We start from the raw sequence: 23,312 nt of genomic DNA on the forward strand, positions 1-23,312 counted from the left end.
CGTGAAACGCTGTCCCGAGGGGGAGACGTGGATCACTGACGGGTTGGATTCGAGGAGGCGGCAACAGCGATGCCCGCTGGAATGCGTGTCGGAGTACTCACCGGTGGCGGCGACTGCCCAGGGCTCAACGCGGTGCTCCGCGCGGTGACCCGCAAGGGGATCTCGGTCTTCGGGCACGAGATCATCGGATTCCGGAACGGCTGGCTCGGCCCGATCGAAGGCCTGACGACGCCGCTGACTCTGGACAAGGTGGAGGAGATCCTCAACCGGGGCGGCACGATCCTCGGCTCCTCGCGCACCAACCCGTTCAAGGTCGACGGTGGCGTGGACCGGCTCAAGGCCACGATCGCCGAGCACCGGATCGACGCGCTGGTCGCCATCGGCGGTGAGGACACCCTCGGCGTGGCAGAGAAGCTCACCCAGGAGGGCGTGCCGGTGGTGGGGGTGCCGAAGACGATCGACAACGACCTCGACGCCACCGACTACACCTTCGGTTTCGACACCGCCGTGCACATCGCCACCGAGGCGATCGACCGGCTGCGCACGACGGCCGAGTCGCACCACCGCGCGCTGGTGGTCGAGGTGATGGGCCGGCACGCGGGCTGGATCGCCCTGCACTCGGGCCTGGCGGGCGGCGCGAACGTGATCCTGGTGCCGGAGCAGGAGTTCAGCGTCGAGCGCGTCGTGGACTGGGTCGAGCAGCGCTTCGAGCGCCAGTACGCCCCGATCATCGTCGTCGCGGAGGGAGCGATCCCGGAGGGCGGCGAGGAGCTGCTGGCCGGTGGCGAGAAGGACGCGTTCGGGCACGTCCGGCTCGGCGGAGTCGGCACCTGGCTGGCCGATGAGATCGCCAACCGGACCGGCAAGGAGTCCCGCGCGGTCGTGCTCGGCCACACCCAGCGCGGCGGCACCCCCACGGCGTACGACCGGGTGCTGGCCACCCGCTTCGGCCTGCACGCCATCGACGCCATCGCCGACGGCGACTACGGCAAGATGGTCGCCCTGCGCGGCACCGACATCGTCCGGGTCCCGCTCGGCGAGGCGACGGCGGCGCTCAAGACGGTCCCCAAGGAACGCCTCGCCGAAGCCGAAGTCCTCTTCGGCTGACCCACCCGGCAACGCGGGGGCCTCGAACGAAGGCCCCCACGTTCCATCATGTGGACGCGGTTTCTCGTCCGGTTAGGCTCTTCCTTCGCGATTCGAACGGTTCGCAGCGTCGCGGCCGACACCCCCGTTCATCTCGAAGGAGCCCGCGTGTCCACGCAATCCGCCGCCGAGCGCCCGCCGGTGCTCATCCGCTCGGCGCAGGACGTCACCGAACTGGTCAACTCGGGTGCGGCGCGCGGCAGTCACGCGAAGATGATCGTCCTGCTGGCGCTGGGCGGGATCTTCCTGGACGCCTACGACCTCACCTCGCTGGCCTACGGCATCACCGACATCAAGCAGCAGTTCGGCCTGACCTCGGTGGGCGCGGGCGCGGTGACGGCCTCGATCAGCGTGGGCGCGATCCTCGGCGCCTGGTTCGGCGGCGTGCTGGTCGACCGGCTCGGCCGCTACCGCGTGTTCATGGCCGACATGCTGTTCTTCGTGATCTCCGCGCTGGGCTGCGCGCTCGCCCCCAACGCCGAGGTGCTGATCTTCTTCCGGTTCCTGATGGGCTTCGGCGTCGGCATGGACATCCCGGTGGCGATGGCCTTCCTCGCCGAGTTCTCCCGGCTGCGCGGCAAGGGCAGCAAGGGCGCGCGCACCGCGTCCTGGTCGACGGCCTGGTACGTGGCCACCAGCGGTTGCTACGTGGTGATCATGGCGCTGTACTTCCTGCTGCCGGAGGCCCACCACGGTCTGCTGTGGCGGTTCACCGTCGGTTTCGGCGCGGTGCCCGCGCTGGTGATCCTGCTGGTGCGCAACAAGTACATGAACGAGTCCCCGTCCTGGGCGGCCGACAACGGTGATCTGCGGCGCGCTGCGGAGATCCTCACCCGTTCCTACGGCGTGAACGCGACCGTCGCCGAGGACGCGCAGGTTCCCGAGAAGCCCAAGCGCAAGGGACTTCCGGAGGTCAAGCGGCTCTTCGAGCGCCGCTACCGGGCCCGCACCTTCCAAGCCCTGACGATCGGCCTGGCGCAGACCTTCGGCTACAACGCGGTCGCCTACGGCCTGCCGGTGATCATCGCGAGCATCCTGGCGCAGGGCGCGCTGAACACGATCAGCGCGTCGCTGGTGCTCAACCTGGTCTTCGCGGTCACCGGTGGTGTGCTGGGGATCCGGCTGGCCAACCGGGTCGGCGCGTGGAAGCTGACGTTCGTCGGCTTCGCCGTCCAGCTGGCTTCGCTGGTGGCGCTGGCCCTGATCGGCAAGCCGGACGGCACCGCCTACGTGCTGTTCGCAATCGCCGCGCTGGGCGCGTTCATGTTCGCCCAGGCGTCCGGTCCGGGCGCGCACTTCATGAGCTTCGCGTCGCTGAGCTACCCGACGTCGATGCGCGGCACTGGCCTCGGCTTCAACCAGGGCACGCTGCGCGTCGGTTCGACGCTGGCCCTGTTCTTCTTCCCGGTCCTGAGCGCAGCCCTCGCCAGCGGCGTCTTCTGGGTGATCGCCCTAGCGCCCCTCATGGGCTTGATCGCCCTCGTCGCCAAGCGCTGGGAACCGGTCGGCTACGACGCCGACGCCGTCGAAGCGGAAGCCGCACCAGCCGACACCCCCGAAGCGGAACCCGAGTCCGCCACCCGATGACGACGCTTCCGCAGGTGACCGGATTGCTCCAGTTCTCCGTGACCCGATTACGGCGGTAATCCGCGTTCAACCCGGAATACCGCCGTAATCGGGACCCCGAATACGGCCGTAATCCGGGTCCCTCGGTGCCGAGGACGGGATGGCTCCTGGTTCGTCGATGAGGTCGCTCGGGTGGGGCGTGTTGCGTGTCACCGCGTCCGCCGAGTGCGGGTGTGGAGCCTGGGTGGAGGCTGGGGAGTGGTGCTCTCCGGGATCGTCCTCGCTTCGGGTCAGGTCAGGGTGCGTCCTGGGGTGGGTGCGGTGCTCGCGGGGGAGTGCGGGATTGCGGGGATTCGCGCGGTGGATGGGGTTGATCCGGTTCTGAATCGACGCCGACCGGTAGTGGACGTCGCGGGTCCGAGTGTGAGACTGCGCTCCCGACGAAAAAGGAGTAGCGCGGAGCGCCTATTCTTGACCGCGTGAACTGGACCGTCGACGTCCCCGTAGATGACCTGCCCGAGTTGCCTCCGCTGCCGTCGGAGATGCGCGCCCGTCTTGATGACGCCTTGGCTCGCCCCGCGGCTCAGCAGCCGACGTGGCCGGACCAAGAGGTCGGCAGCGTTCGCAAGGTGCTGGAGAGCGTTCCGCCGGTGACCGTGCCCTCCGAGGTGGACCAGCTGCGCCAGCACCTCGCCGCGGTCGCCCGTGGCGAGGCGTTTCTGCTGCAGGGGGGTGACTGCGCGGAGACGTTCGCGGACAACACCGAGCCGCACATCCGCGGCAACATCCGGACCCTGCTGCAGATGGCCGTCGTGCTGACCTACGGCGCGAGCATGCCGGTGGTCAAGCTCGGACGGATCGCCGGCCAGTACGCCAAGCCGCGCTCCAGCAACACCGACGCGCTCGGCCTGCCCTCCTACCGCGGCGACATGGTCAACTCGCTGGTCGCCACCGAGGAGGCCCGGCGGCACGACCCGTCGCGGCTGATCCGCGCCTACGCCAACGCCAGCGCCGCGATGAACCTCTCCCGCGCGCTGACCAGCGCCGGGATGGCCGCGCTGACCAAGGTGCACGACTGGAACAAGGACTTCGTGCTCAACTCGCCGGCCGGTGAGCGCTACGAGTCCGTGGCCGCCGAGATCGACCGGGGCCTGCGCTTCATGCACGCCTGCGGCGTCGACGACTCCAGCCTGCACTCCGTGGAGTTCTTCGCCAGCCACGAGGCGCTGGTGCTCGACTACGAGCGGGCCATGCTGCGGCTGGACCACAGCGGCGACACGCCCCGGCTCTACGACCTGTCCGGTCACTTCCTGTGGGTCGGCGACCGCACCCGTCAGCTCGACGGCGCGCACATCGCCTTCGCCGAGCTGATCTCGAACCCGATCGGCCTCAAGATCGGCCCGAGCACCACGCCCGAGCAGGCGGTCGAGTACGTCGAGCGGCTGGACCCGAACAACGAGCCGGGCCGGCTCACGCTGATCAGCCGGATGGGCAACGGCAAGGTGCGCGACGTCCTGCCCGCCATCGTGGAGAAGGTCACCGCCTCCGGGCACCAGGTGATCTGGCAGTGCGACCCCATGCACGGCAACACCCACGAGGCCAGCACCGGCTACAAGACCCGCCACTTCGACCGCATCGTCGACGAGGTGCAGGGCTTCTTCGAGGTGCACAACCGGCTGGGCACGCACCCGGGCGGCATCCACATCGAGCTGACCGGTGAGGACGTCACCGAGTGCCTGGGCGGCGCCCAGGAGATCTCCGACTCGGACCTGTCCGGACGCTACGAGACCGCCTGCGACCCCCGCCTGAACACCCAGCAGTCCCTGGAACTCGCATTCCTGGTCGCAGAGATGCTGCGCGGCTGATCTTCGGTCGGTTGCCGAACAGGACCCGGGATCTCTTCCGGGTCCTGTTCTCGTTGGTCAGCGGCGGAGGAGGTGCTCTTCGCGGAGGTCGCGGGTGAAGTCGCGGATCGGGCCGCTCAGGCCGAGCGGGTCGAAGCGCAGCAGCGAGATCCCGCCCAGCACGGCCGCGCCGATGCCGACCGCGACGAACGGCCAGTTGTACATCGCCTGCTCGCCGTCGGGGTAGTAGGCGAGCACCAGCGCGATCGAGGCGCCCACCACGTAGGACAGGGCGCGGGGCGTCCAGGCGAACGCCGAGCCGAGGGCGAGGCCCCAGGTCAGGTACCAGGGCAGCACCACCGGCGAGAGCAGCGCGCCGCAGCACAGCACGATCGCCGCGCGGCGCACGGCTTCGGTCCCGCCGTCGCGGGCCTGCCACCAGTTCCAGGCCAGCAGCGCCAGCAGCAGCATCGAGCCCAGCGTGCGGGTGGTGCCCACGATCGGCCAGATGTTGAGCTCGCCGAACAGCGACAGCACGGTGTGCACGGCCTGCCCGACGGCGGTCGGCGCCGACAGGTAGTTCACGATCATACCGGGTGCCGACAGCGCCGACAGCCAGCCGAAACCGACCTTGGCCAGCGCCGTGCAGGCGCCGAAGACCACCGCGAACACGCCCAGCGCGGGCACGACCGCGTGCACGAAACGGCGCAGCCTCGGGCCCTCCAGCCGGGCAGCCCAGATCCACACCAGGAACGGCAGCGCCAGCCCGGCGGTCGCCTTCACCGCCATCGCCGCCGACACCAGGCCGATGCCGAGCACGTTGCGTCCCCGCAGCATCGCCAGCGTGCCCGTCGCGAGCAGGCCGATCATCAGCATGTCGTTGTGCGGGCCGCCGACCAGGTGCACCACGGTCATCGGGCTCGCCGCCACCAGCCACAGCGCGACCGGCAGGCGTCCTCCCAGGTGCTCGACCAGTCCGGGCAGCGCGCAGATCAGCAGCACCAGGCCGCCGAGCAGCACGAGCCGCATGACGATGACGCTGGCGATCACGTCGTGCCCGGCCAGCAGGATCACGCCCTTGGCCACGCCCATGAACAGCGGGCCGTAGGGCGCGGGGGTGGTCTGCCAGGTGGGGTGGACGTTCTCCGGGATCGGGCCGGTCAGCATCGCCGGCCCCACGCCGTAGGGGTCGAGGCCGTGGAGCGCGAGCAGCCCCTGGCCGAGGTAGCTGTAGACGTCGCGGGTGAACAGCGGCGGGGCGATGAGGATCGGCGCGAGCCAGGCGGCCGTCGCCCACAGCACTCCGCGCGAGGACACCAGTCGTGCGATCACGCCGCGGCCGAGCCGCACCCACGCCCAGACCAGCAGGGCGAATCCCACGTAGACGACGGTGACCGCCACATCGCGACCGTGACCGTAGCGCAGCACCGACAGCGGGCTGTCGCCCAGGATCGGGTCGTGGATGAGGGTTCCCGCGGCGCCGACCGAGCCGGCCAGCAGCATCACGGAACCGATCGCGCCGAGCGCGATGGTGCGCAGGGGCAGCGGACGTCCGGGGAGACGTCCGCCGAAGCTGAACGGGTCGGCTGTCGTGTTGTGGGTCCGTCCGGACCTGCCTGGTGCCGACTCCACGGAGACAATCGGGGCCATGGTGCGCTCAATATTTCCACAAGCGCCCGCCCGTCCGGCTCTGACCAGGTCAGATCGCGTGTTCCGGCACCTTCGCGGATGATCTCCGCATCCCGGATCCCCCCTGGTAGATCCACACGTTGGAAAAACGTTACAACTCAGACACGAGATCAGGATCACGCCTACGGGTGGAGATCTTCCCCCGGAAAGGCGACCGCCGATTCGGCTAGCGAGTCGTCAGAACGCTGTGACGTGGATGGCTGAACCGGGCTTCACCCGGCTGCCCGGCAGCGGGTACTGGCCCAGGATCACCATGTCCTCGCGCTGGAACAGCGCCTGCACGCTCAGCTGGAGTCCGAGCTGAGCCACCTGCACCTGCGCCTCGGTGACCTTCATGCCGTTGAGGCTGGGCACCGGGACCGCGTTGGACACCACCACGCCGATGCGCGGACGGCCGACCAGCTTGACCTCGGTGCCGATCGTCGGGTTGGTGCTGACGACCTTGCCGGCATCGATGTCGCCGTCGAACTGCTGGCCCGCGTCGTAGGGCTCGAAGCCCGCGTTGCTCAGCGTGGTGAAGGCGTCCTCGCGGCTCATCCCGCGCACGTCCGGGACCTGCACCGGCGGTGGGCCCTTGCTGACGACCAGCGACACCTCGGAGTTGAGGTTCACCCGGGTGCCCGGGGCCGGATCCACGCTGATCACGCGCCCTTCGGGCACCGCGCGGTCGTACTGCGCCGACGAGGAGTCCTGCTTGGGCTGCAGCTTGGCGTTGCGGATCAGGTTCTCGGCCTCCGCGACCGTGATGCCCGCGGCGATCTGCGGCACGGCGGGCTTGCCCAGCGAGACCACGACGTCGACCGAGCCACCGCTGCGCACCTGCGAACCCTCGGTCGGGTTCGAGCTGAGCACGATGCCTTCCGGCACGTCGTTGTCGTTCTCCTTGGCCACATTCGCGGTCAGCCCGGCGCCTTCCAGCGTCTGGACGGCCTGCTGCTCGGACACCCCGACGATCCTGGGCACCGAGACGTAGCTGCCGAAGCCGAGCCAGAACGCCGCACCGCCCACCAGCGCGGCCAGGACCAGCACGATCGCGGCCCACATCGCGCCGTTGCGGCGGCCCTTGCGCCGCTGCGGCTCCATGCCCGCGCCCGGTTGCGGGGTGTCGTAGTCCTCGGTGGCCGGGCGGGCGAGCGCGCGGGTGTGCTGGCGCGGCGGCTGCTGCTCGAAGTTCGCCGGGACCGGCTCGACCCGGGTCGGCTGGGCCCGCACGGTCGGGAACTGCTCGGTCGGCGGGTCGGCGACCGGCGGCATCAGCGCGGTCGTGGCCTCCGAGGCCGGCACCGGCACGGCCACCGGGGCGATGCCCAGGTCGCTGCGCACCTGCTCCAGCTCGGCCAGGAACGCCTCCGCGTCGGCGGGACGCTGCGCCGGGTCGCGCCGGGTGGCGCGCAGCACCAGGGCGTCGACCGCGTCGGGCACCTCGGGTGAGGTCGTGGCGGGAGGGGGCACGTCGTCGTTGACGTGCTGGTAGGCCACCGACATCGCGGTGTCGCCGGTGAAGGGAGGGCGGCCGGTCAGCAGCTCGTAGAGCACGATCCCGGCGGCGTAGACGTCGGTGCGGGCGTCGGCGGCACCCGTGGTGACCTGCTCGGGGGAGAGGTAGGCGACGGTGCCGAGGATGACGCTCCCGCTGGTCGTGCCCGCCTCGGCGGCGGCGCGGACCAGCCCGAAGTCGGCGACCTTGACCGACCCGTCCTTGCCGATGAGCACGTTCTCCGGCTTGACGTCGCGGTGCACCATGCCCGCGCGATGCGCGGAGGCCAGCGCCGAGAGCACCGGCTGCATCACGCTGATCGCCATGGCCAGCGGCAGCTTCCCGCCGCGGTCCAGGATCAGGTCGCGCAGCGTGCACCCCTCGACCAGCTCCATGACCAGGAACACGTGGTCGCCGTCGGATCCGTGGTCCACGCCCTGGTCGTAGACGGCCACGACGTCGTTGTGGTGCAGCTTCGCGGCGGAGCGGGCTTCGCGCTCGAACCGGTCGACGAAGGAGCGGTCGCCCGAGTAGCGGGCGTCCATCACCTTCAGCGCCACCGGGCGCTCCAGGCGGGTGTCCAGACCTCGGTAAACGGTCGACATGCCGCCGCGCGCGATCATCGAGTCGACCCGGTAGCGACGTTCGAGAAAGGCTCCGACGAGGCTGTTGCCCTGTCCTTGCCGCGTCTCAGGTGTCATCGCTCGCCATTCCCCGGGTTCCTTGCCACCACCGATTGTGGCAGGTACGCGCACGGTACCGGTGCTCGGTGGGGCAGAGGTGGTGATCAACAACTTTACCCGCGCGGTGCACGGCACGCCGGGCGGTCATGTGGCAAGGTGTTCGATGTGGTTGCAATCCCTGCTGCCCCGGACGTGCTGGCTCCCGATGTGGAGGTCGTGCCGCTGACCGCCGTGGCTGAGAAGCTCGGTCGGTCCGTCACCCGGGTGCATCAACTCATTCGTGATGGTCATCTGCTCGCCCTGCGGCGGAACAAGGAGCTGGGCGTGCCCAGCGCCTTCTTCGTCGACGACGAGATCGTGAAGGGACTTCCCGGCACGATCACCCTGCTCCGGGACGCCGGTTACCACGAGGACGAGATCCTCCGGTGGCTGTTCACCCCGGACGACACGCTCCCGGGCGCTCCGATCGACGCGTTGCGCGGCGACCGAGGCCGAGAGGTCAAGCGCCGGGCTCAAGCACTGGGCTTCTGACGGACTCCCCGGGTGGCGTGGCACCACCCGGGGAGAACGCGCTCAGCCGGGCTGGTCGTTGTCCTTCATCGAGCCCCAGCCGTGCCACTTGTCGACCTCGATCCAGGCGCTGACCCGCGGGTTCTCCCGGTTCGGGTACTGGTTGCCGAGGTAGTGGTGGGCGAGGCGGTCGATGTCGACCAGCCCCTCGTCGTCCTTGAACTCGGTCACCCGGCCGACGACGGTGACGTGGGTGTACCAGTCGCCGGAATCCAGGACGCTCAGCGTCACGCGCGGGTCCCGCTGGATGTGCTTGAGGCGAACGCGGGCCGCGTCCATGTTGATCAGGACCCGTCCGTCGTCCTCCCACAGGTACCAGGTGGGGGTGGACACCGGCGTGCCGTCGGAACGCAGCGTCGTGATCACGGACGGGTTGGCGCGGCGCAACAGCTCGACGGCGTCGGGCGGCAGCGGCGGCTTGGACATGAGGTCTCCTCGATCACTGGGGTGTCGTTGCGGCGGAGCCGTGAAGATCACCGATCCCCGCGATGAGCATCATCGCCACATCGGCGGCGCGCCGCCATCCGGGGGTGGCGGGGTCCGAACAGTCCCTTTCGCCTGGTCAGCTCGGGCCTGAACCGCCCAGGACCCGCTGCGCGGCGAGCTTCCCCGAGATCAGCACCGGAGGGACCCCGACCCCCGGAGTCGTCCCGGAACCCGCGAGGACGACGTTGCCCGGACCCCGGACCAGGTTCTTCGGCCGGAACGGCCCGGTCTGGGAGAAGGTGTGCGCGGCCGAGAACGGAGTGCCCGCGGCGTGTCCCTCCGCAGCCCACTCCACGGGCGTCACCAGGTCCGACGTCTCGATCGCCGCGCCGAACCCGGAGAACCCCCGGTCGTCGAGAACGCGCACCAGCTCCTCGCGGTAGCGGGGTCCCACGCGCGCCCAGTCGATCGGTCCGGCCTGCAGGTTCGGGCACGGGGCGAGGACGTAGTGCAGTTCCCCGCCGGCCGGCGCCAGCGAAGGATCGCTCGCCGTCGGCCGCGTGACCAGCAGGGACGGGTCGGTCATCGGTCGTCCGTCGCGGATGATCTCGGTGAAGGTGCTCTGCCACGCCTCGCCGAAGGAGATCGTGTGATGGGCCGTCGACCAGCTCCGCGTGGTGCCGGCGTGCAGCACCACGGCCGACGGCGACCAGCGCAACCGGCGCTTCGGCCGGCTGCCCAGCAGCCGGTGCACCACGGGCAGGTCGGGGGTGAGCACCACCGCGTCGGCGGGGATCCGCTCGTCGGCGGTGAGCACCGCGCTGACCCGGTCGCCGCTGCGCTCCAGCCCGGTCACCTCGGTCCCGTACCGGAACTCCACCCCGGCCTGCGCTGCGGCTTCGGCCATCGCCGCGGGGACCGCGTGCATGCCGCCGCGCGGGAACCACACGCCGTTGATCGTGTCCATGTAGGAGATCACCGCGTACAGCGCCAGCGCGCGGCGCGGGTCCAGGCCCGCGTAGAGCGCTTGGAAGGAGAACACCCGGCGCAGCCGCTCGTCGCGCAGGAACCGCCCGATCGCCGGGCCGAGCCTGCCGAAGCCCCCGAGCGCCACCAGCCGCGCCAGTTCCGGCGAGATGAGGTCCAGCGGCGAGTCGAAGTTGGCGTCGATGAACCGGTGCATCTCCGCCCGGTAGACCTCGGTCAGCCAGCGCCGCAGCCGCCGGTACCCGTCGGCCTCGCGTGGTCCGGCCAGCCGCCGCACCTCGTGCTCCATCGCTTCGGCGTCGGTGTGCACGTCCAGCACCGACCCGTCGGCGAACTTGGCCTGGTAGGCCGGGTGCAGCGGGATCAGGTCGAGCCGTTCGCGCACCGACGAGCCGACGGCGTGCAGGGCTTCGTCGAGCAGCTCCGGCATCGTCAGCACGGTCGGGCCGGTGTCGATCCGGTACCCGTCGAGCACCTTCAGGCCGGCTCGGCCGCCCGGAACCTCAGCGCGTTCCACGACCGTCACCCGGCGCCCCGCACCGGCCAGGTGCAGCGCCGCGGACAACCCGGCCAGCCCGGCGCCGACGATCACCACGTGGTCGGTGCGTCCGGTGACCGAGCGCATCGCGTCAGTGGCTTCGGTCGGTGACCGCGATGGCCAGCTCTGCCAGCCGCGACGCCGCGGGCTCGTCAAGCCCTGCGGTGTGCAGCGCGAGCATCGCCGATCCGGTCAGCTCGGTGATCCGCTTCTCCACGGCCGCCACCGCTCCCAGCTCGGTGAGCACCTCGCGGGCCGAGGCCACTCGCTGCTCGGTGAGCAGCGGATCGCCCAGCACCTCGTGCAGCAGGTCCAGCTTCGCCTGGTCGTCGCGCTCGTGGGCGGCCGCGACCGCTTCGGCGATCAGGACCGTGCGCTTGCCCTCGCGCAGGTCGTCCCCGGCGGGCTTGCCGGTGACCGCGGGGTCGCCGAACACGCCGAGCAGGTCGTCGCGCAGCTGGAACGCCACGCCGATGCCGGAGCCGAACCGGCGCAGCGCGGTCAGCGCCTCGGGCGTGGCCCCGGCGATCTCCGCGCCCAGCTCGAGCGGCCGCTGCACGGTGTAGGAGGCGGCCTTGAGCAGGCAGATCTTCAGCGCGGCTTCGGGCGACTCGTCGACGTTGACCTGTCCCAGCACGTCCAGGTACTGGCCGGAGAGCACCTCGGTGCGCATCGCGCGCCACGGCCGCAGTGCCCGCGTCATCGCCTCGGCCGGGATGCCCGAGGTGTGCAGCATGTCGTCGGCCCAGGCCAGCGCGAGGTCGCCGAGCAGCACGGCCGCGGCCATGCCGAACTGGGTGTCGTCGCCGGTGTAGTCGGAGTCCCGGTGCTGCTGCTGGAACCGGCGGTGGATCGTCGGTTTGCCGCGCCGCGTGTCGGACTCGTCGATGAGGTCGTCGTGCACCAGCGCGCACGTCTGGATCAGCTCCAGGGCGCTGGCGGCCTGGAGCATCGCCTCCGCCTCGGGCCCGGTGGCCGCGCCACCGCAGGCCCGCCAACCCCACCAGGCGAAGGTCGGGCGGATGCGCTTGCCGCCGCCGAGCACGAAGTCGTTGAGCTCGGCAACCGCCGACCCGACGGCGGGGTCGAGGTCGGCCGCCTCGTCGCGCCGGGCCTGCAGGCAGGTGGCCAGCACCCGCTGGACGTGACCGGGCAGATCAGCTTCGAAATCGGCGTTGCCGCCGACGGCCCGCATGGTGGCCGAGTACATGGGAGGCACGCCTCCATCCTGCGCGATGCCGTCACGCGGTTTCCTGCGGGGCCACGGCGTTGCTCCCCGTATCTGGGCGAACTCCGGAGGGTGACGATCTCGGATGTTGGGGCTCCGTGCGAAGCCCGTGATCAGAGCTTGGCGCCGGGTCGGGTTCGCAGGTGGTTGCGCAGCGCGAGCGTGGCGATCAGGACCGCCGCGACGATCGCGACTCCGCCCACCAGCAGTGCCCATCCGATCCAGTCCATCCCGGAACCGGTGGTGAACTGGAAGGTCGCGTAAGGCTGGGTGACCTCGCCCGGGCTCAGCAGCCAGGTGACCGTGCCCGCGCTCTCCTCGCCGTTGGTCGTGGTGATCTGACCCGGTGCGCTGATCTTGAGCTCGATGCCGCTGTCGGTGTCCGCCAGCGGCGTCAGGTCCGCCTGACCTTGGAAGATCACCAGCGAGCCGCTGCGGTGCATCTGGAGGGAGAAGCGCGAATCCGTCGGGCTCATCGCCGCTGCGAGCTGCTCGACCTCCTGGAAGGAGAGGTCGTTGAACGACAGGTTCGCCCCGACCCTGGTGCCCTCATGGTAGGGCCGGACCTGGACGCGATCGGCCAGGTTCGGGGGCGGTCGGAGGTCGAACGGTACTTTGCCGTCCGGCGTTTCGGTGGCCACCAGCACCTCTCCGGAGACCTTGTCGTCGCCGGAGATGGTCATGGCGGACCTGACGTGCAGGCACCCGCTGAGCATCGTGCCGAGCAGGATGATCAGCAGTACCAACAGGGTTCGGCGCGGTGTGTTGCCCTCCACGCGAGGGATGCTGCCACCGAAGCGGGGAGTTCGCCGTTCGTGTGATCGTCGGCGGTGTCCGCTTTTCGTCGTATCGCGTCGGTTCTTTCGGCGCGCGCTAGCGTGGGCCGCATGGGAGTTGACCACAACGGCGTACACGCGATCAGCGACCGGTTCGTCGACGAGCTGGCGGCGCTCGATCCGATCGCGAGCACCTACCTGGGCCTGCCCGGTGGGGAAGAGCAACTGACCGACTACTCGCCCGACGGCCACCGGGCGCGCGCCGAACTGGCAGCCCGCAGCCTCGCCGAGGTGCGCGAGGCCGAACCGGCCGACGACGCCGAGCGCATCGCGAAGGCGGTGTTCACCGAGCGCATCGGGCTCGACCTCGAACTGCACGAGATCGGCGCGGACATGTCCTCGCTGAACGTGATCGCCAGCCCGGCGCAGGAGCTGCGGCAGGTCTTCGACCTGATGCCCGGTGACACCGACGCCGACTGGCGGACCATCGGCCGCCGCCTCTCGGCGATGCCCGAAGCAGTCCTGGGGCTGCGCGCGGGCCTGACCGAAGCGGCCGCGGCGGGCAACGTCTCCGCGGCGCGGCAGGTCCGCAAGGTCGCCGAGCAGTGCGACACCTGGTCCGGGCGCAAGGGCGAGGAGTCGTTCTTCGCCGCGATGGTCGGCCGCGCCCAGGGCATCGAGGACTCGCTGCGCCGTGAGCTGGAGACGGCCGCGGAATCGGCCGCGGAGGCCTACGCCGGCCTGGCCGACTACCTGCGCGGCGACCTCCTGCCCAAGGCGCCGGAGAAGGACGCGGTGGGGGAGGAGCGCTACCGGCTCTGGTCGCGCTACTTCACCGGCGCGAAGCTCGACCTGCGCGAGGCCTACGAGTGGGGCTGGCAGGAGTTCTCCGGCATCGAGGCGGAGATGAAGCAGGTCGCGAACCGGATCAAGACCGGCGCGACGCTGGCCGAGGCCGCGGCCGTGCTCGACGCCGACGAGCGCTACCGGGTGCGCGGTCAGCGCGAGTTCGAGCAGTGGATGCAGCGGTTGTCCGACCAGGCCCTCGCCGACCTGCGCGGAACGCACTTCGAGATCCCGGACGCGCTGATGCGGCTGGAGTGCAAGATCGCCCCGCCGGGCGGGGGCGTCGGCGCCTACTACACCGGTCCCACCGACGACTTCTCGCGTCCCGGCCGGATGTGGTGGTCGGTTCCCGCCGACCGGCAGGACTTCCCGACCTGGCGCGAAGTGTCCACTGTGTACCACGAGGGCGTGCCCGGGCATCACCTGCAGGTGGCGACCTCGGTGCACGAGGCCCAGCGGCTCAACAAGTTCCAGCGGCTGGCCTGCTTCGTCTCCGGCCACGGCGAGGGCTGGGCGCTCTACGCGGAGCGGTTGATGCGCGAGCTCGGCTACCTCTCCGACGACGGCGACCTGCTCGGCATGCTCAACGACCAGCTCTTCCGCGCCGCGCGCGTGGTCGTGGACATCGGCATGCACCTGGAGCTGGAGATCCCCGCCGGAACGGGGTTCCACGAGGGTGAGAGGTGGACGCCGGACCTGGGGCTGGAGTTCATGCTCAGCCGCACCATCACCGACCCGGCGCAAGTGCGCGACGAGATCGACCGCTACCTGGGCTGGCCCGGTCAGGCGCCGTCCTACAAGCTCGGCGAACGCTTGTGGCGCGCCGCTCGCGACGAGGCCAGGCAGCGCCACGGCGCGAACTTCGACGTCAAGGCGTTCCACACCGAAGCCCTCAAGATGGGCTCGATGGGCCTGGACACCCTCCGCGAACAGCTCGTGGAGCTGTAGGACCGACGGGAGGAGAACTGCGGTGTTCGCCCTGGCGAGCACCGCAGTTCCGCGCCGGTCAGGCCAGGGGGAGGGGACGGCCCAGGACCGCGAAGGGCCTGGGATCGCCGGTGAAGCTGTAGTTGCGCAGGACGTCCTGGAAGCCGACGCGCTGGTAGAGCTTCCAGGCGCGGGTCGGGCCCTCCGGGGTGGACAGCAGGACCTTGCTGCCGGGCGCTCCGGCGAGCAGCTTGCGCAGGATCTCCTCGCCGAGCCCGGCGCCCTGCGCGCTCGGGTGCACGTGGAGCTCGGTGAGCTCGAAGTAGTCCTCCAGCCAGGACTCCCCGCCGACGCCCGTGGTCGCCAGCCCTTGCCGGACCTGCTCGTGCCACCACTGCCCCGGGGCGCCGAGGTAGCCGTAGCCGATGCCGGTGAGCTCGTCGTCGTCGTTGAACGCGCCGATGCAGCGCCAGCCGGCGCGAAGCATGTGGGCCGACCACATCGGAGCGCGCTGCTGGGCGGTCACCGGTGGGTAGCCCATCGCGGTCACGTAGATCCGGAGGGCTTCCGGGAGTCTCGCTCGCAACTGTTCGGCGGTCAGTTCGAATACCCGGTCGCAGCTGGGGGAGGGCGCAGCGGTCACGGCCGAACACTAACGCCTCTCGGGTCTGAGGTCTTTCCTGCTCCCGGGCAACGCCGTTCGCCGGTGCTTCACGCCCGCAGGCACTCGAACAGGTGAGCTACGGCGCATCGCTTGAGTCGATCTCCGTTCGACGCTAATCTGAGCTTGTTCGAACGAGAGTTCGACGAACCCTCGTTCGAACCTCGGTCCGGCGGTGGGGTGGGGGAAGCACCTCACCGCCGGGCCTCACAGCTGAAGGGAGAGAGCCGATGTCTTATCCCACCGACCTGTCGATCCCGTCGCCGCGCTACTCCGTCGAGAACCAGGGGCCCACGCCGGAAGCGGACACGCCCGCCGGTGCCCTCTCACTCCTGCTGCACGCGCGAACCTGCCTGCACGAGGCCGAGACCGCGGACCGCCCGGGTGAGCGGTTCATCGCCGCGCACCTGGCGGCGCTGCGGGCGGCCACAGCGGTGGTCGTGGCGCGTGCCGCGCCGCGCGAGGACAAGCGCCCGGCGAGCGTGTGGCAGCTGCTCACCGCCGCCGCACCAGAACTGCGCGAGTGGGCCGCCTACTTCGCCGCGCGCTCCAACCGGCGGGCCGCTGCCGAGGCCGGTGTTCCGACCACGACCGACGCGCACGCCGACGAACTGCTGGACAACAGCCGGGAATTCCTCGGCATCGTGGGGCGGAGCCTGCTGGGGGCGACGCGTGAACGGTACTGACGTGGGACTCGACTACGGACGCATGCTCGATCAGCTGGGCGTCGAAGCGCAGCTGCTGACCGCCGCGACGCACGACGCGCACGCTGACGCACCGGTGTTCAGCGCGTCCGGCCGCACGGTCGGCCAGACCCTCCGGCACCTCGGTGATCTGTGCGAGGACGTGCTCTGCTGGCTCGGATCACCGGATGCTCAACGCCACTGGGATCTTTCCGCCGAACCCGACCTCCGGGAGCTGACCAACCGGTTCGCCGTCCGGATGGCCGACCTGCTCGCCGAGTTCATCTCCCGCCCGCCGGACGACCCGTGCCCGACGTGGTGGCCCGAGCAGCACACCGTGGCCTTCTGGGTGCGGCGGATGCTGCACGCCGCCACCGTGCACCGCGCCGACGTGCAGACGGCGGCGGGCATCGAGCACACGCCGATCGATCCGGAGGTCGCCGCCGACGGCATCGACGAGGTGCTGCGGGCCTGGTTCGGCTACCGGCTGCACTCGTTGCGGATCACCGCGACCCGGCCCTGCTCGGTGGGCGTGCACGTGCCCGGACGCAACTGGCTGATCACCGCGGACCCGAGCGGCGCCGCGGTGACCAGCTCCGAGGACGTGGCCACCACGACCCCGGACGCGGTGGTCGGCGGTGACCCGAGCGCGGTCTACCTGTGGATGTGGGGGCGCTTGCCCAACCGCGCGGTGGAGACCAGCGGCGACCCGGATGCCATCGCCCAGCTCTGGGGCCTGCTGCAGCTGGCGACCCGATGACCACGGGACCGGCGTGGCCGGTTCGGCGAAATTCGATTGCCCTAGCCCAGGAGGTGACACATCGTGGACGGATGCTGATCCGCCGCGAAACCCCCGCCGACCTCGCCGCCATCCGCCAGGTGCACGCGGCGGCCTTCGCCGACGCCGAGAACCCCGACCGTGAGCCGGTCGAGGTCGGACTCGTCGACGCCCTGCGCGCGGGCGAGGCGTGGCTTCCGGCGTTGTCGCTGGTCGCCGAGCGATCCGGGCAGATCGCCGGGCACGTCGTGTGCAGCCGGGCGCACGTCGGCGAGGTGCCGGTGCTGGCGCTCGGACCGATCGGCGTGCCCCCGGAGTCGCAGCGCGCGGGCATCGGATCGGCGCTCATGCACGCCGTGCTCGGCGCCGCCGACGCGCTGGGCGAACCGCTGGTCGCACTGCTCGGCCACCGCGAGTACTACCCCCGGTTCGGCTTCGAACCCGCGGCGGACTTCGGCATCGCACCGCCGGTGGCCGAGTGGGCCTCGCACTTCCAGGTCCGCCCGCTGACCGCCCACGACCCGGCCGTGCGCGGCGAATTCGCCTACGCCGCACCGTTCATGCAGCTGTAGCGGACGCTCACGCCCGCAGCCGGAGACCTTTCGGCGTGGCGCGGAACCCCGCCTCGGTGAGGACCTCCGCCAGCCGCGAACCCCACGCGCCTTCGCCGTCGGCCCGCTCGACCGCGAGCTGGTCGAGCCAGCCCTCGCGCACCACGCGGGCCAGGCCCGCTGCCGCCGCTCGGAGCGCGGCGTCGTCGTCGGTGAACGACAGCAGCGACTTGCCGCCGCGTTCGACGTAGAACACCGCCTCACCGGCCACCAGCACCACCAGCGCACCGGCCTTCCGGCCCGGCCGGTGCCGGGTGTCGCCCATCGGCGCGGGCCAGTCCAGCGCACCGCCGTAGGGCTGCGCGGGATCGGCGGCGGCCAGCACCACCGCATCGGTGCTCGCCTCGTCGTCGCCGGAGAGCGCCCGCAGCCGGTCGATCGCACCCGGAACCGCGAACTGCGCGGCGCCGAGCCCTTCGATCACGTAACCGCGCCGGCAGCGCCCGGACTCCTCCATCGCCCGAAGCACCTTGTACACCGCCGAGAACCCGCCGGTCACCCGCTCGACGTCCAGGGCGCCCCGGGTCAGCACCCCGTGCCGTTCCAGGAACGCTTCGGCGCGGGCGTGCGCGCGGCGCGTCGGTTCGGCGGCGGGTTGCGGGGCGAGCGACCAGCGTCCGGACACCGTCGGCGGTCCGCTGCGCGGCGGCATCGACGGGCGTCCGGCGCGCAGCCGCGCGTACCGGCCGCGCGGCGCGCTGCGACGCGGCTTGTGCGCGGCACCGCGGCCGGAGACCAGGGCGCGCAGCGGTGCGAGGGTGTCGTTGGTGACCGCCCCGGCCCAGACCAGGTCCCACAGCGCGGTGGTGATCGCGTCGTCGGCAGGTGCCTCCTCCTCCTGCTCCAGCAGGAGCCCACCGGCCCGGTCGGCCAGCTGCCGGAAGAACAGCGCTCCACCCTCCAAAGAGGACAGAACCGCCCGGTGCAGCGGTGAATCCGTCGAATCCTCCGGGAGGTCCGGCAGCAGGAGGTCGGCGACATCGGTCGGGGCCAGCGCGATCCACCCGTCACCGCCGGCCAGCGAGCCCGACCCCACCCAGCTCACCTCGCCGGTCGCGGTCAGCTCGTCGAGCAGTGCGGGGGAGTAGCCGGGCAACCGCGCGGGCAGCACCAGCGACTCCAGCGCGCTCGCCGGGACCGGTGCCCCGGCGAGCTGCTCGACCACCGAGTACACGTCGTCCACGGTCGGAGCGGTGCGCAGCCGCGCGCCGATGCCGTGCCACACCGGCAGGAAGCGGCCCAGCGCAGCGGGTTCCACCGGCTCGACCTCGGCCCGCAGTCGAGCCAGCGACGCCCGCCGCAACCGGCGCAGCACCTCGGCGTCGCAGTAGTCCAGCGCACCCCCGCCACCGGCCTCCAAGGGACGCAACTCGCCGCGCACCAGACGTCCTGAGCCGGTCAGCCGGTCCAGCACGCCGTGCACCACGGCCACGCCCAGCCCGAACCGCCGGGCGGCGGCGTCGGCGGTGAACGGACCGCGGCACCGCGCGTAGCGGATCAGCAGGTCGGCCAGCGGATCGGCGACGGGCTCGGTGAACGCCTCCGGCACACCGACCGGCAGTGCGACGCCGAGCGCGTCGCGCACCTTGCCCGCGTCCTCGATCGGGATCCAGCGCTGCTCGCCGGCCATCCGGACCTGCAGGACGCGGCGCTGCTCGGCCAGCTCGTCGAGCCATTCCGGCCGCACACCGCGTTTCTCGGCCTCCGACGTGGACAGATCGCCGAGGAAGCGCAGCAGGTCGGCCGCGCCTTCGGCGTCGCGCGCGTGGCGCTCGGGGGCGAGCCGCTGCAACTGCTGCTCGATCTCGTCCAGGGCCTCGGAATCCAGCAGTTCGCGAAGCGCCTCCGAGCCCAGCAGCTCGGCGAGCAGCGTCGAGTCCAGGCTCAGCGCCGCCGACCGGCGCTCGGCCAGCGGAGCGTCGGTCTCGTAGAGGAACATGCCGATGTAGCCGAACAGCAGGCTGCGCGCGAACGGCGACGGCGTCGGCGTCTCGACCTCGACGACCCGCACCTTGCGGGCCGCGACCTGCTGCATCAGCTCGGTCAGACCCGGCACGTCGTAGACGTCCTGCAAGCATTCCCGCATCGCCTCCAGCACGATCGGGAATTGCTCGTACTGCGCCGCCACGGTGAGCAGCTGCGCCGACCGCTGCCGCTGCTGCCACAGCGGGGTGCGGCGGCGGGGGTCCCGGCGCGGCAGCAGCAGGGCCCGCGCCGCGCACTCCCGGAACCGGGCGGCGAACAGCGCCGAACCGCCGACTTCGTCGGTCACCATCTGCTGCACCTCGGCCGGTGGGAGCAGCACGTCCTCGGCGGTCGGCAGCACTTCGGCGCCGGAATCGTCGAGCGCGTCGGCCAGCCGCAGCACGATGCCGTCGTCGGAGGAGGCGATCTGCGGTTCGACACCCCGCCGTTCCCTGATCCGCGCGCCGACCGCCAGCGCCCACGGCCCGTTGACCTGGGCGCCGAAGGGGGAGTGGATCACCATCCGCCAGTCGCCGAGCTCGTCGCGGAACCGCTCGACCACGATCGTCCGGTCGTCCGGCACGTGCCGCGTGGCACGCCGCTGCTCGTCCAAGTAGGACATCAGGTTGTCGCGGGCCCACTCGTCCAGCCCGGCCGCCGTGATGCGCTCCCGGGCGTCGTCGGCATCCGCGCTGGTCAGCTCGCGGACGAAGGCGCCCAGGGCGCGGCCGAGCTCCAGCGGGCGTCCGGGTTGATCGCCCTTCCAGAACGGCATCCGCCCGGGTTCGCCCGGCGCCGGGGTGACGATGACCCGGTCGTGGGTGATGTCCTCCACCCGCCACGCGCTCGTGCCCAGCAGGAACGTGTCGCCGACGCGGGATTCGTAGACCATCTCCTCGTCGAGCTCACCGACCCGCACGCCACCGCGACCGGCCTCCTCGTCGCCGGGCGTGGTCACCGTGAACAGGCCCCGGTCGGGGATGGTGCCGCCGGAGGTCACCGCGAGCCGCTGCGCGCCGGGACGGGCGCGCAGCTCGTCGTTGACCCGGTCCCACACGATCCTCGCCCGCAGCTCGCCGAACTCCTCGCTGGGATAGCGCCCGGCGAGCATGTCCAGCACCGCGTGCAGCGCCGAGTCCGGCAGCCCCGCGTACGGCGCCGAGCGGCGCACCAGCGCGGCGAGCTCGGCCACCGGCCAGTCGTCCATCGCCGCCATCGACACGATCTGCTGCGCCAGCACGTCCAGCGGGTTGCGCGGGTAGGAGATCGACTCGATCAGCCCGCCCGCCATCCGCTCCGACACCACCGCGCACCCGACCAGGTCGCCGCGGAACTTCGGGAACACCACGCCGCGGGAGACCGCGCCGACCTGGTGACCGCCGCGCCCGATGCGCTGCAAACCGGAGGCCACCGTCGGCGGCGTCTCGATCTGGACCACCAGGTCGACCGCACCCATGTCGATGCCCAGCTCCAGCGACGAGGTCGCCACCACGCACGGCAGGTGCCCGGACTTGAGCTCCTCCTCGACGACGGCCCGCTGCTCCTTCGACATCGAGCCGTGGTGCGCCTTGGCCACCACCGGCGGAGCTCCCGAGCCGATGCCGGAGCCGCCGACGGCCTCCGCCGGGAACCGGGTCATCGGCTCCGTTTGCTCGGCGGCGAGCTCGTTGATGCCGGCGGTGAGCCGCTCGGCCAGCCGCCGCGAGTTGCTGAACACGATCGTCGAGCGGTGCTGGCGGATCAGCTCCAGGACGCGCTCCTGGACCGAGGGCCAGATCGAGGTGTGCTGCTCGGCCGCCTGCTCTCCGGTCTCGCCGGTGGACGCGCCGAGCTCGGCCATGTCCGGAACCGGCACCTCCACCCGGACCTCGACCTCCTTGGGGTGGGCGGGCTGCACGGTGCGCACCGGCCGACCGCCTGCCAGGTAGGTCCGGACCTCCTCGACCGGTCGCACCGTCGCCGACAGCCCGACGCGCTGCGCGGGGCGGGCCAGCAGCTGGTCGAGCCGTTCCAGCGACAGCGCCAGGTGCGCTCCGCGCTTGGTGCCCGCGACCGCGTGCACCTCGTCGACGATCACCGTCTCCACCCCGGCCAGCGATTCGCGCGCGGCCGAGGTCAGCAGCAGGAACAGCGATTCCGGGGTGGTGACCAGCACGTCCGGCGGTGTGCGGGCGAAGGAACGTCGCTGGTCGGCGGGGGTGTCACCGGTGCGGATGCCGACCTGGATGTCCGGTGGATCGCCACCCAGCCGCTGGGTGGCCTGGCGGATCCCGGCCAGCGGCGCGCGCAGGTTGCGCTCCACGTCGACGGCCAGGGCCTTCAGCGGTGACACGTAGAGCACCCGGCAGCGCTTCTTCGGCTCCGACGGCACGCCCTCGGAGGCGAGCCGGTCCAGCGCGGCGAGGAAGGCCGCGAGCGTCTTGCCGGAGCCGGTCGGCGCCACCACCAGGGCGTGCTCGCCCGCCGCGATGGCCTGCCACGCGCCCCGCTGCGCCTCGGTGGGCGCGTCGAAGGCGCTGCGGAACCAGTCGCGGGTCGCTGCGGAGAAACCGTCCAGCACGTCGCTCATGCTCCCCATGCTGGACCACGACACCGACGAACGGCGCTGGTGATGGCGCTCGTCGGGCCCCGAGGCCTACCGCGACCGCGGGGGCGGGCCGCTCACTTCCGGTTCTGCCAGAAGAAGCGGATGGCCAGCGCGATCACGGCGATGAGGGTCGCGGCGATCACCACTTGCCCCAGCGGCGTGGACATACCGGTCGGATCGGTCTGCAGGAGCAGCACACCACCAGCGTACGGGCGCCACGTAGGCTGGTCGACGATGCGCCACACCGCTTTCCGCCAACGCATGGCCGAGGAGTTCGGCAGGGTCCGGTCCGAGATGCTCGCCCAGGACCACGTGTTCTCGGCCCTCGGAGGACGCACCGTGGACCAGGCCCTGGAGGACGGCTACACGACCAAGGAGGTCTGGGCCGCGGTCTGCGAGACCTTCGAGGTCCCGGCCGAACGCCGCTAGGGGTTGCAGCGGGCTCTGCCGCGCGGGTCGTGGAGCTCTCAGCCCCGGGCCCCGTCCTCCTGCTGGAAGTCGGCCCACGGGTTCTGGGCGCTGATCTGCTGCTGCTCGGTGCGCCCGACTTCGCGGTAGTGGTCGTAGGCGCGGCGGCGCTCCTGGCGCATGTGCTCGAGCCGGTCCGCCGTGACCCGTCGTCGCTGCTCAGGCGTGGCGTGGCCCTCCGCGACGGCCAGTTCGTCGGCGCACATCGGTTCGAGTTCGGAGATCCGCCGCTCGTCGGCGATCACGGACTCGGGGTCCTCCTGGACCGGCGGCTCGTGGTGGCGGTAGCGCACGTAGGGGTTGTCCTCGGGGAGCCCGCCGCTGACCCGGCCGTAGAAGCCGAAGAACATCAGCACCAGACCCGCGACGAAGCTGAACACCACGTTGCTCATCTCGAAGGCGAACACGTTCCACGGGGTGTGGAGCAGGCCGAGGTTGATCAGCCCGGACAGGAAGAACAGCACCCCGATGGCGGCCGTGGTGGTGGAGGCGACGGGGCCGCCCCAGGCCGCGGCGGCGACCAGGGCGGCGCCGACGACGATCGACACCACGGCGAGCAGGCCGTTGCTGGACAGCCCCAGCACGTCGATTCCGTCGGTGGTGAACAGCGGGACCCGGTTGGCGAGCCCGAGCACGCCGAAGACCATCAGGCACGCCCCGAACACGGCCGCGGCGATCCGGTAGAAGCGGTTCAGCGGGTGTTCCGGTGGTAGGTAGCGATCCATGCGCATGTCGGGCACCTCCTGCGAGCGAGGTAATCCCGAGTGTCCACCTGTGGTGCGCTGATCGCACTGTCACTCGACCAGGTGATGCATCCGGCGTGTCGGCATGACGCTCGAACATCCGTTCGCTTAGT

General features: G+C 71.3%; 19 protein-coding genes. 9 read left to right on the top strand and 10 right to left on the bottom strand.

Features of this window, described 5'->3' with window-relative positions; translation table 11 throughout:
* Positions 1 to 81: 81 nt before the first annotated feature.
* The 3 genes from E1181_RS04275 (at position 82) to E1181_RS04285 (ending at position 4,577) form a co-directional block, all read left to right on the top strand.
* Positions 82 to 1,107 carry a 6-phosphofructokinase gene (locus E1181_RS04275; protein WP_132672569.1) on the top strand — a complete coding sequence of 342 codons (1,026 nt, stop codon included), beginning with the start codon at positions 82 to 84 and terminating at the stop codon, positions 1,105 to 1,107.
* A 147-nt stretch (positions 1,108 to 1,254) separates the two neighbouring features.
* Positions 1,255 to 2,733: an MFS transporter gene (locus tag E1181_RS04280; RefSeq protein ID WP_235876142.1), complete on the top strand. Its 1,479-nt coding sequence runs from the start codon at positions 1,255 to 1,257 to the stop codon at positions 2,731 to 2,733.
* A gap of 458 nt (positions 2,734 to 3,191) precedes the next feature.
* Positions 3,192 to 4,577, top strand: coding sequence for a class II 3-deoxy-7-phosphoheptulonate synthase (locus E1181_RS04285; RefSeq protein WP_132672571.1), 1,386 nt, complete (start codon positions 3,192 to 3,194; stop codon positions 4,575 to 4,577).
* Between the two features lie 57 nt (positions 4,578 to 4,634).
* On the opposite strand, the gene mptB is transcribed toward E1181_RS04285, so the two are convergent.
* Entirely contained in the window at positions 4,635 to 6,188 is a 1,554-nt protein-coding gene (gene mptB / locus E1181_RS04290; RefSeq protein ID WP_235876149.1) for a polyprenol phosphomannose-dependent alpha 1,6 mannosyltransferase MptB, read from the bottom strand.
* Positions 6,189 to 6,422: 234 nt separating this feature from the next.
* Positions 6,423 to 8,423 carry a Stk1 family PASTA domain-containing Ser/Thr kinase gene (pknB, locus tag E1181_RS04295; RefSeq protein ID WP_132672572.1) on the bottom strand — a complete coding sequence of 667 codons (2,001 nt, stop codon included), beginning with the start codon at positions 8,421 to 8,423 and terminating at the stop codon, positions 6,423 to 6,425.
* 147 nt (positions 8,424 to 8,570) lie between these two features.
* Between pknB and E1181_RS04300 the strand changes: the two genes are divergently transcribed.
* On the top strand, positions 8,571 to 8,936 hold the full coding sequence (locus E1181_RS04300; protein ID WP_207918473.1) for an Rv2175c family DNA-binding protein: 366 nt from the start codon (positions 8,571 to 8,573) through the stop codon (positions 8,934 to 8,936).
* A gap of 42 nt (positions 8,937 to 8,978) precedes the next feature.
* Here E1181_RS04300 and E1181_RS04305 read toward each other — a convergent pair whose 3' ends face one another.
* The 4 genes from E1181_RS04305 to E1181_RS04320 all read right to left on the bottom strand — a co-directional run bounded on the left by E1181_RS04305 (position 8,979) and on the right by E1181_RS04320 (position 12,930).
* Positions 8,979 to 9,401 (bottom strand): PPOX class F420-dependent oxidoreductase, encoded by a 423-nt coding sequence (locus tag E1181_RS04305; RefSeq protein ID WP_132672573.1) that lies wholly within the window; start codon positions 9,399 to 9,401, stop codon positions 8,979 to 8,981.
* A 136-nt stretch (positions 9,402 to 9,537) separates the two neighbouring features.
* Positions 9,538 to 11,013: a phytoene desaturase family protein gene (crtI, locus tag E1181_RS04310; protein ID WP_132672574.1), complete on the bottom strand. Its 1,476-nt coding sequence runs from the start codon at positions 11,011 to 11,013 to the stop codon at positions 9,538 to 9,540.
* Positions 11,014 to 11,017: 4 nt separating this feature from the next.
* Positions 11,018 to 12,136 (bottom strand): polyprenyl synthetase family protein, encoded by a 1,119-nt coding sequence (locus E1181_RS04315; RefSeq protein ID WP_235876277.1) that lies wholly within the window; start codon positions 12,134 to 12,136, stop codon positions 11,018 to 11,020.
* Positions 12,137 to 12,267: 131 nt separating this feature from the next.
* Entirely contained in the window at positions 12,268 to 12,930 is a 663-nt protein-coding gene (locus E1181_RS04320; RefSeq protein WP_235876158.1) for a DUF3153 domain-containing protein, read from the bottom strand.
* A gap of 111 nt (positions 12,931 to 13,041) precedes the next feature.
* Here E1181_RS04320 and E1181_RS04325 point away from each other — a divergent pair, with 111 nt between their 5' ends.
* Positions 13,042 to 14,724, top strand: coding sequence for a DUF885 domain-containing protein (locus tag E1181_RS04325; protein ID WP_132672575.1), 1,683 nt, complete (start codon positions 13,042 to 13,044; stop codon positions 14,722 to 14,724).
* 58 nt (positions 14,725 to 14,782) lie between these two features.
* On the opposite strand, the gene E1181_RS04330 is transcribed toward E1181_RS04325, so the two are convergent.
* On the bottom strand, positions 14,783 to 15,346 hold the full coding sequence (locus E1181_RS04330; RefSeq protein WP_132672576.1) for a GNAT family N-acetyltransferase: 564 nt from the start codon (positions 15,344 to 15,346) through the stop codon (positions 14,783 to 14,785).
* 248 nt (positions 15,347 to 15,594) lie between these two features.
* Between E1181_RS04330 and E1181_RS04335 the strand changes: the two genes are divergently transcribed.
* The 3 genes from E1181_RS04335 to E1181_RS04345 all read left to right on the top strand — a co-directional run bounded on the left by E1181_RS04335 (position 15,595) and on the right by E1181_RS04345 (position 17,397).
* Positions 15,595 to 16,050 carry an SAV_6107 family HEPN domain-containing protein gene (locus tag E1181_RS04335; protein WP_132672577.1) on the top strand — a complete coding sequence of 152 codons (456 nt, stop codon included), beginning with the start codon at positions 15,595 to 15,597 and terminating at the stop codon, positions 16,048 to 16,050.
* Between the two features lies 1 nt (position 16,051).
* Entirely contained in the window at positions 16,052 to 16,807 is a 756-nt protein-coding gene (locus E1181_RS04340) for a maleylpyruvate isomerase N-terminal domain-containing protein (RefSeq protein ID WP_132672578.1), read from the top strand.
* Positions 16,808 to 16,878: 71 nt separating this feature from the next.
* Entirely contained in the window at positions 16,879 to 17,397 is a 519-nt protein-coding gene (locus tag E1181_RS04345) for a GNAT family N-acetyltransferase (RefSeq protein WP_132672579.1), read from the top strand.
* 7 nt (positions 17,398 to 17,404) lie between these two features.
* Here the strand turns inward: E1181_RS04345 and E1181_RS04350 are convergent, their stop codons facing one another.
* Both E1181_RS04350 and E1181_RS32510 read right to left on the bottom strand, forming a co-directional pair.
* Positions 17,405 to 21,970, bottom strand: coding sequence for an ATP-dependent helicase (locus E1181_RS04350; RefSeq protein ID WP_132672580.1), 4,566 nt, complete (start codon positions 21,968 to 21,970; stop codon positions 17,405 to 17,407).
* Between the two features lie 92 nt (positions 21,971 to 22,062).
* Positions 22,063 to 22,185, bottom strand: a complete 123-nt coding sequence (locus tag E1181_RS32510; protein ID WP_268952428.1) for a hypothetical protein — start codon at positions 22,183 to 22,185, stop codon at positions 22,063 to 22,065.
* A gap of 37 nt (positions 22,186 to 22,222) precedes the next feature.
* On the opposite strand from E1181_RS32510, the gene E1181_RS04355 reads away from it, so the two are divergent.
* Positions 22,223 to 22,417: a DUF3046 domain-containing protein gene (locus E1181_RS04355; RefSeq protein ID WP_132672581.1), complete on the top strand. Its 195-nt coding sequence runs from the start codon at positions 22,223 to 22,225 to the stop codon at positions 22,415 to 22,417.
* A 38-nt stretch (positions 22,418 to 22,455) separates the two neighbouring features.
* Here E1181_RS04355 and E1181_RS04360 read toward each other — a convergent pair whose 3' ends face one another.
* On the bottom strand, positions 22,456 to 23,187 hold the full coding sequence (locus tag E1181_RS04360; protein ID WP_132672582.1) for a DUF4383 domain-containing protein: 732 nt from the start codon (positions 23,185 to 23,187) through the stop codon (positions 22,456 to 22,458).
* Between the last annotated feature and the right edge of the window lie 125 nt (positions 23,188 to 23,312).

The organism is Saccharopolyspora terrae, from assembly GCF_004348435.1.
Taxonomy (GTDB): Bacteria; Actinomycetota; Actinomycetes; order Mycobacteriales; family Pseudonocardiaceae; genus Saccharopolyspora; species Saccharopolyspora endophytica.

Coding starts and splice junctions, on each gene's coding strand:
- pknB (WP_132672572.1), bottom strand. CDS start 8,423: ATGACACCTGAGACGCGGCAAGGACAGGGCAACAGCCTCGTCGGAGCC.
- E1181_RS04335 (WP_132672577.1), top strand. CDS start 15,595: ATGTCTTATCCCACCGACCTGTCGATCCCGTCGCCGCGCTACTCCGTC.
- E1181_RS04325 (WP_132672575.1), top strand. CDS start 13,042: ATGGGAGTTGACCACAACGGCGTACACGCGATCAGCGACCGGTTCGTC.
- E1181_RS04360 (WP_132672582.1), bottom strand. CDS start 23,187: ATGCGCATGGATCGCTACCTACCACCGGAACACCCGCTGAACCGCTTC.
- E1181_RS04275 (WP_132672569.1), top strand. CDS start 82: ATGCGTGTCGGAGTACTCACCGGTGGCGGCGACTGCCCAGGGCTCAAC.
- E1181_RS04355 (WP_132672581.1), top strand. CDS start 22,223: ATGCGCCACACCGCTTTCCGCCAACGCATGGCCGAGGAGTTCGGCAGG.
- E1181_RS04315 (WP_235876277.1), bottom strand. CDS start 12,136: ATGTACTCGGCCACCATGCGGGCCGTCGGCGGCAACGCCGATTTCGAA.
- crtI (WP_132672574.1), bottom strand. CDS start 11,013: ATGCGCTCGGTCACCGGACGCACCGACCACGTGGTGATCGTCGGCGCC.
- E1181_RS04345 (WP_132672579.1), top strand. CDS start 16,879: ATGCTGATCCGCCGCGAAACCCCCGCCGACCTCGCCGCCATCCGCCAG.
- E1181_RS04305 (WP_132672573.1), bottom strand. CDS start 9,401: ATGTCCAAGCCGCCGCTGCCGCCCGACGCCGTCGAGCTGTTGCGCCGC.
- E1181_RS04350 (WP_132672580.1), bottom strand. CDS start 21,970: ATGAGCGACGTGCTGGACGGTTTCTCCGCAGCGACCCGCGACTGGTTC.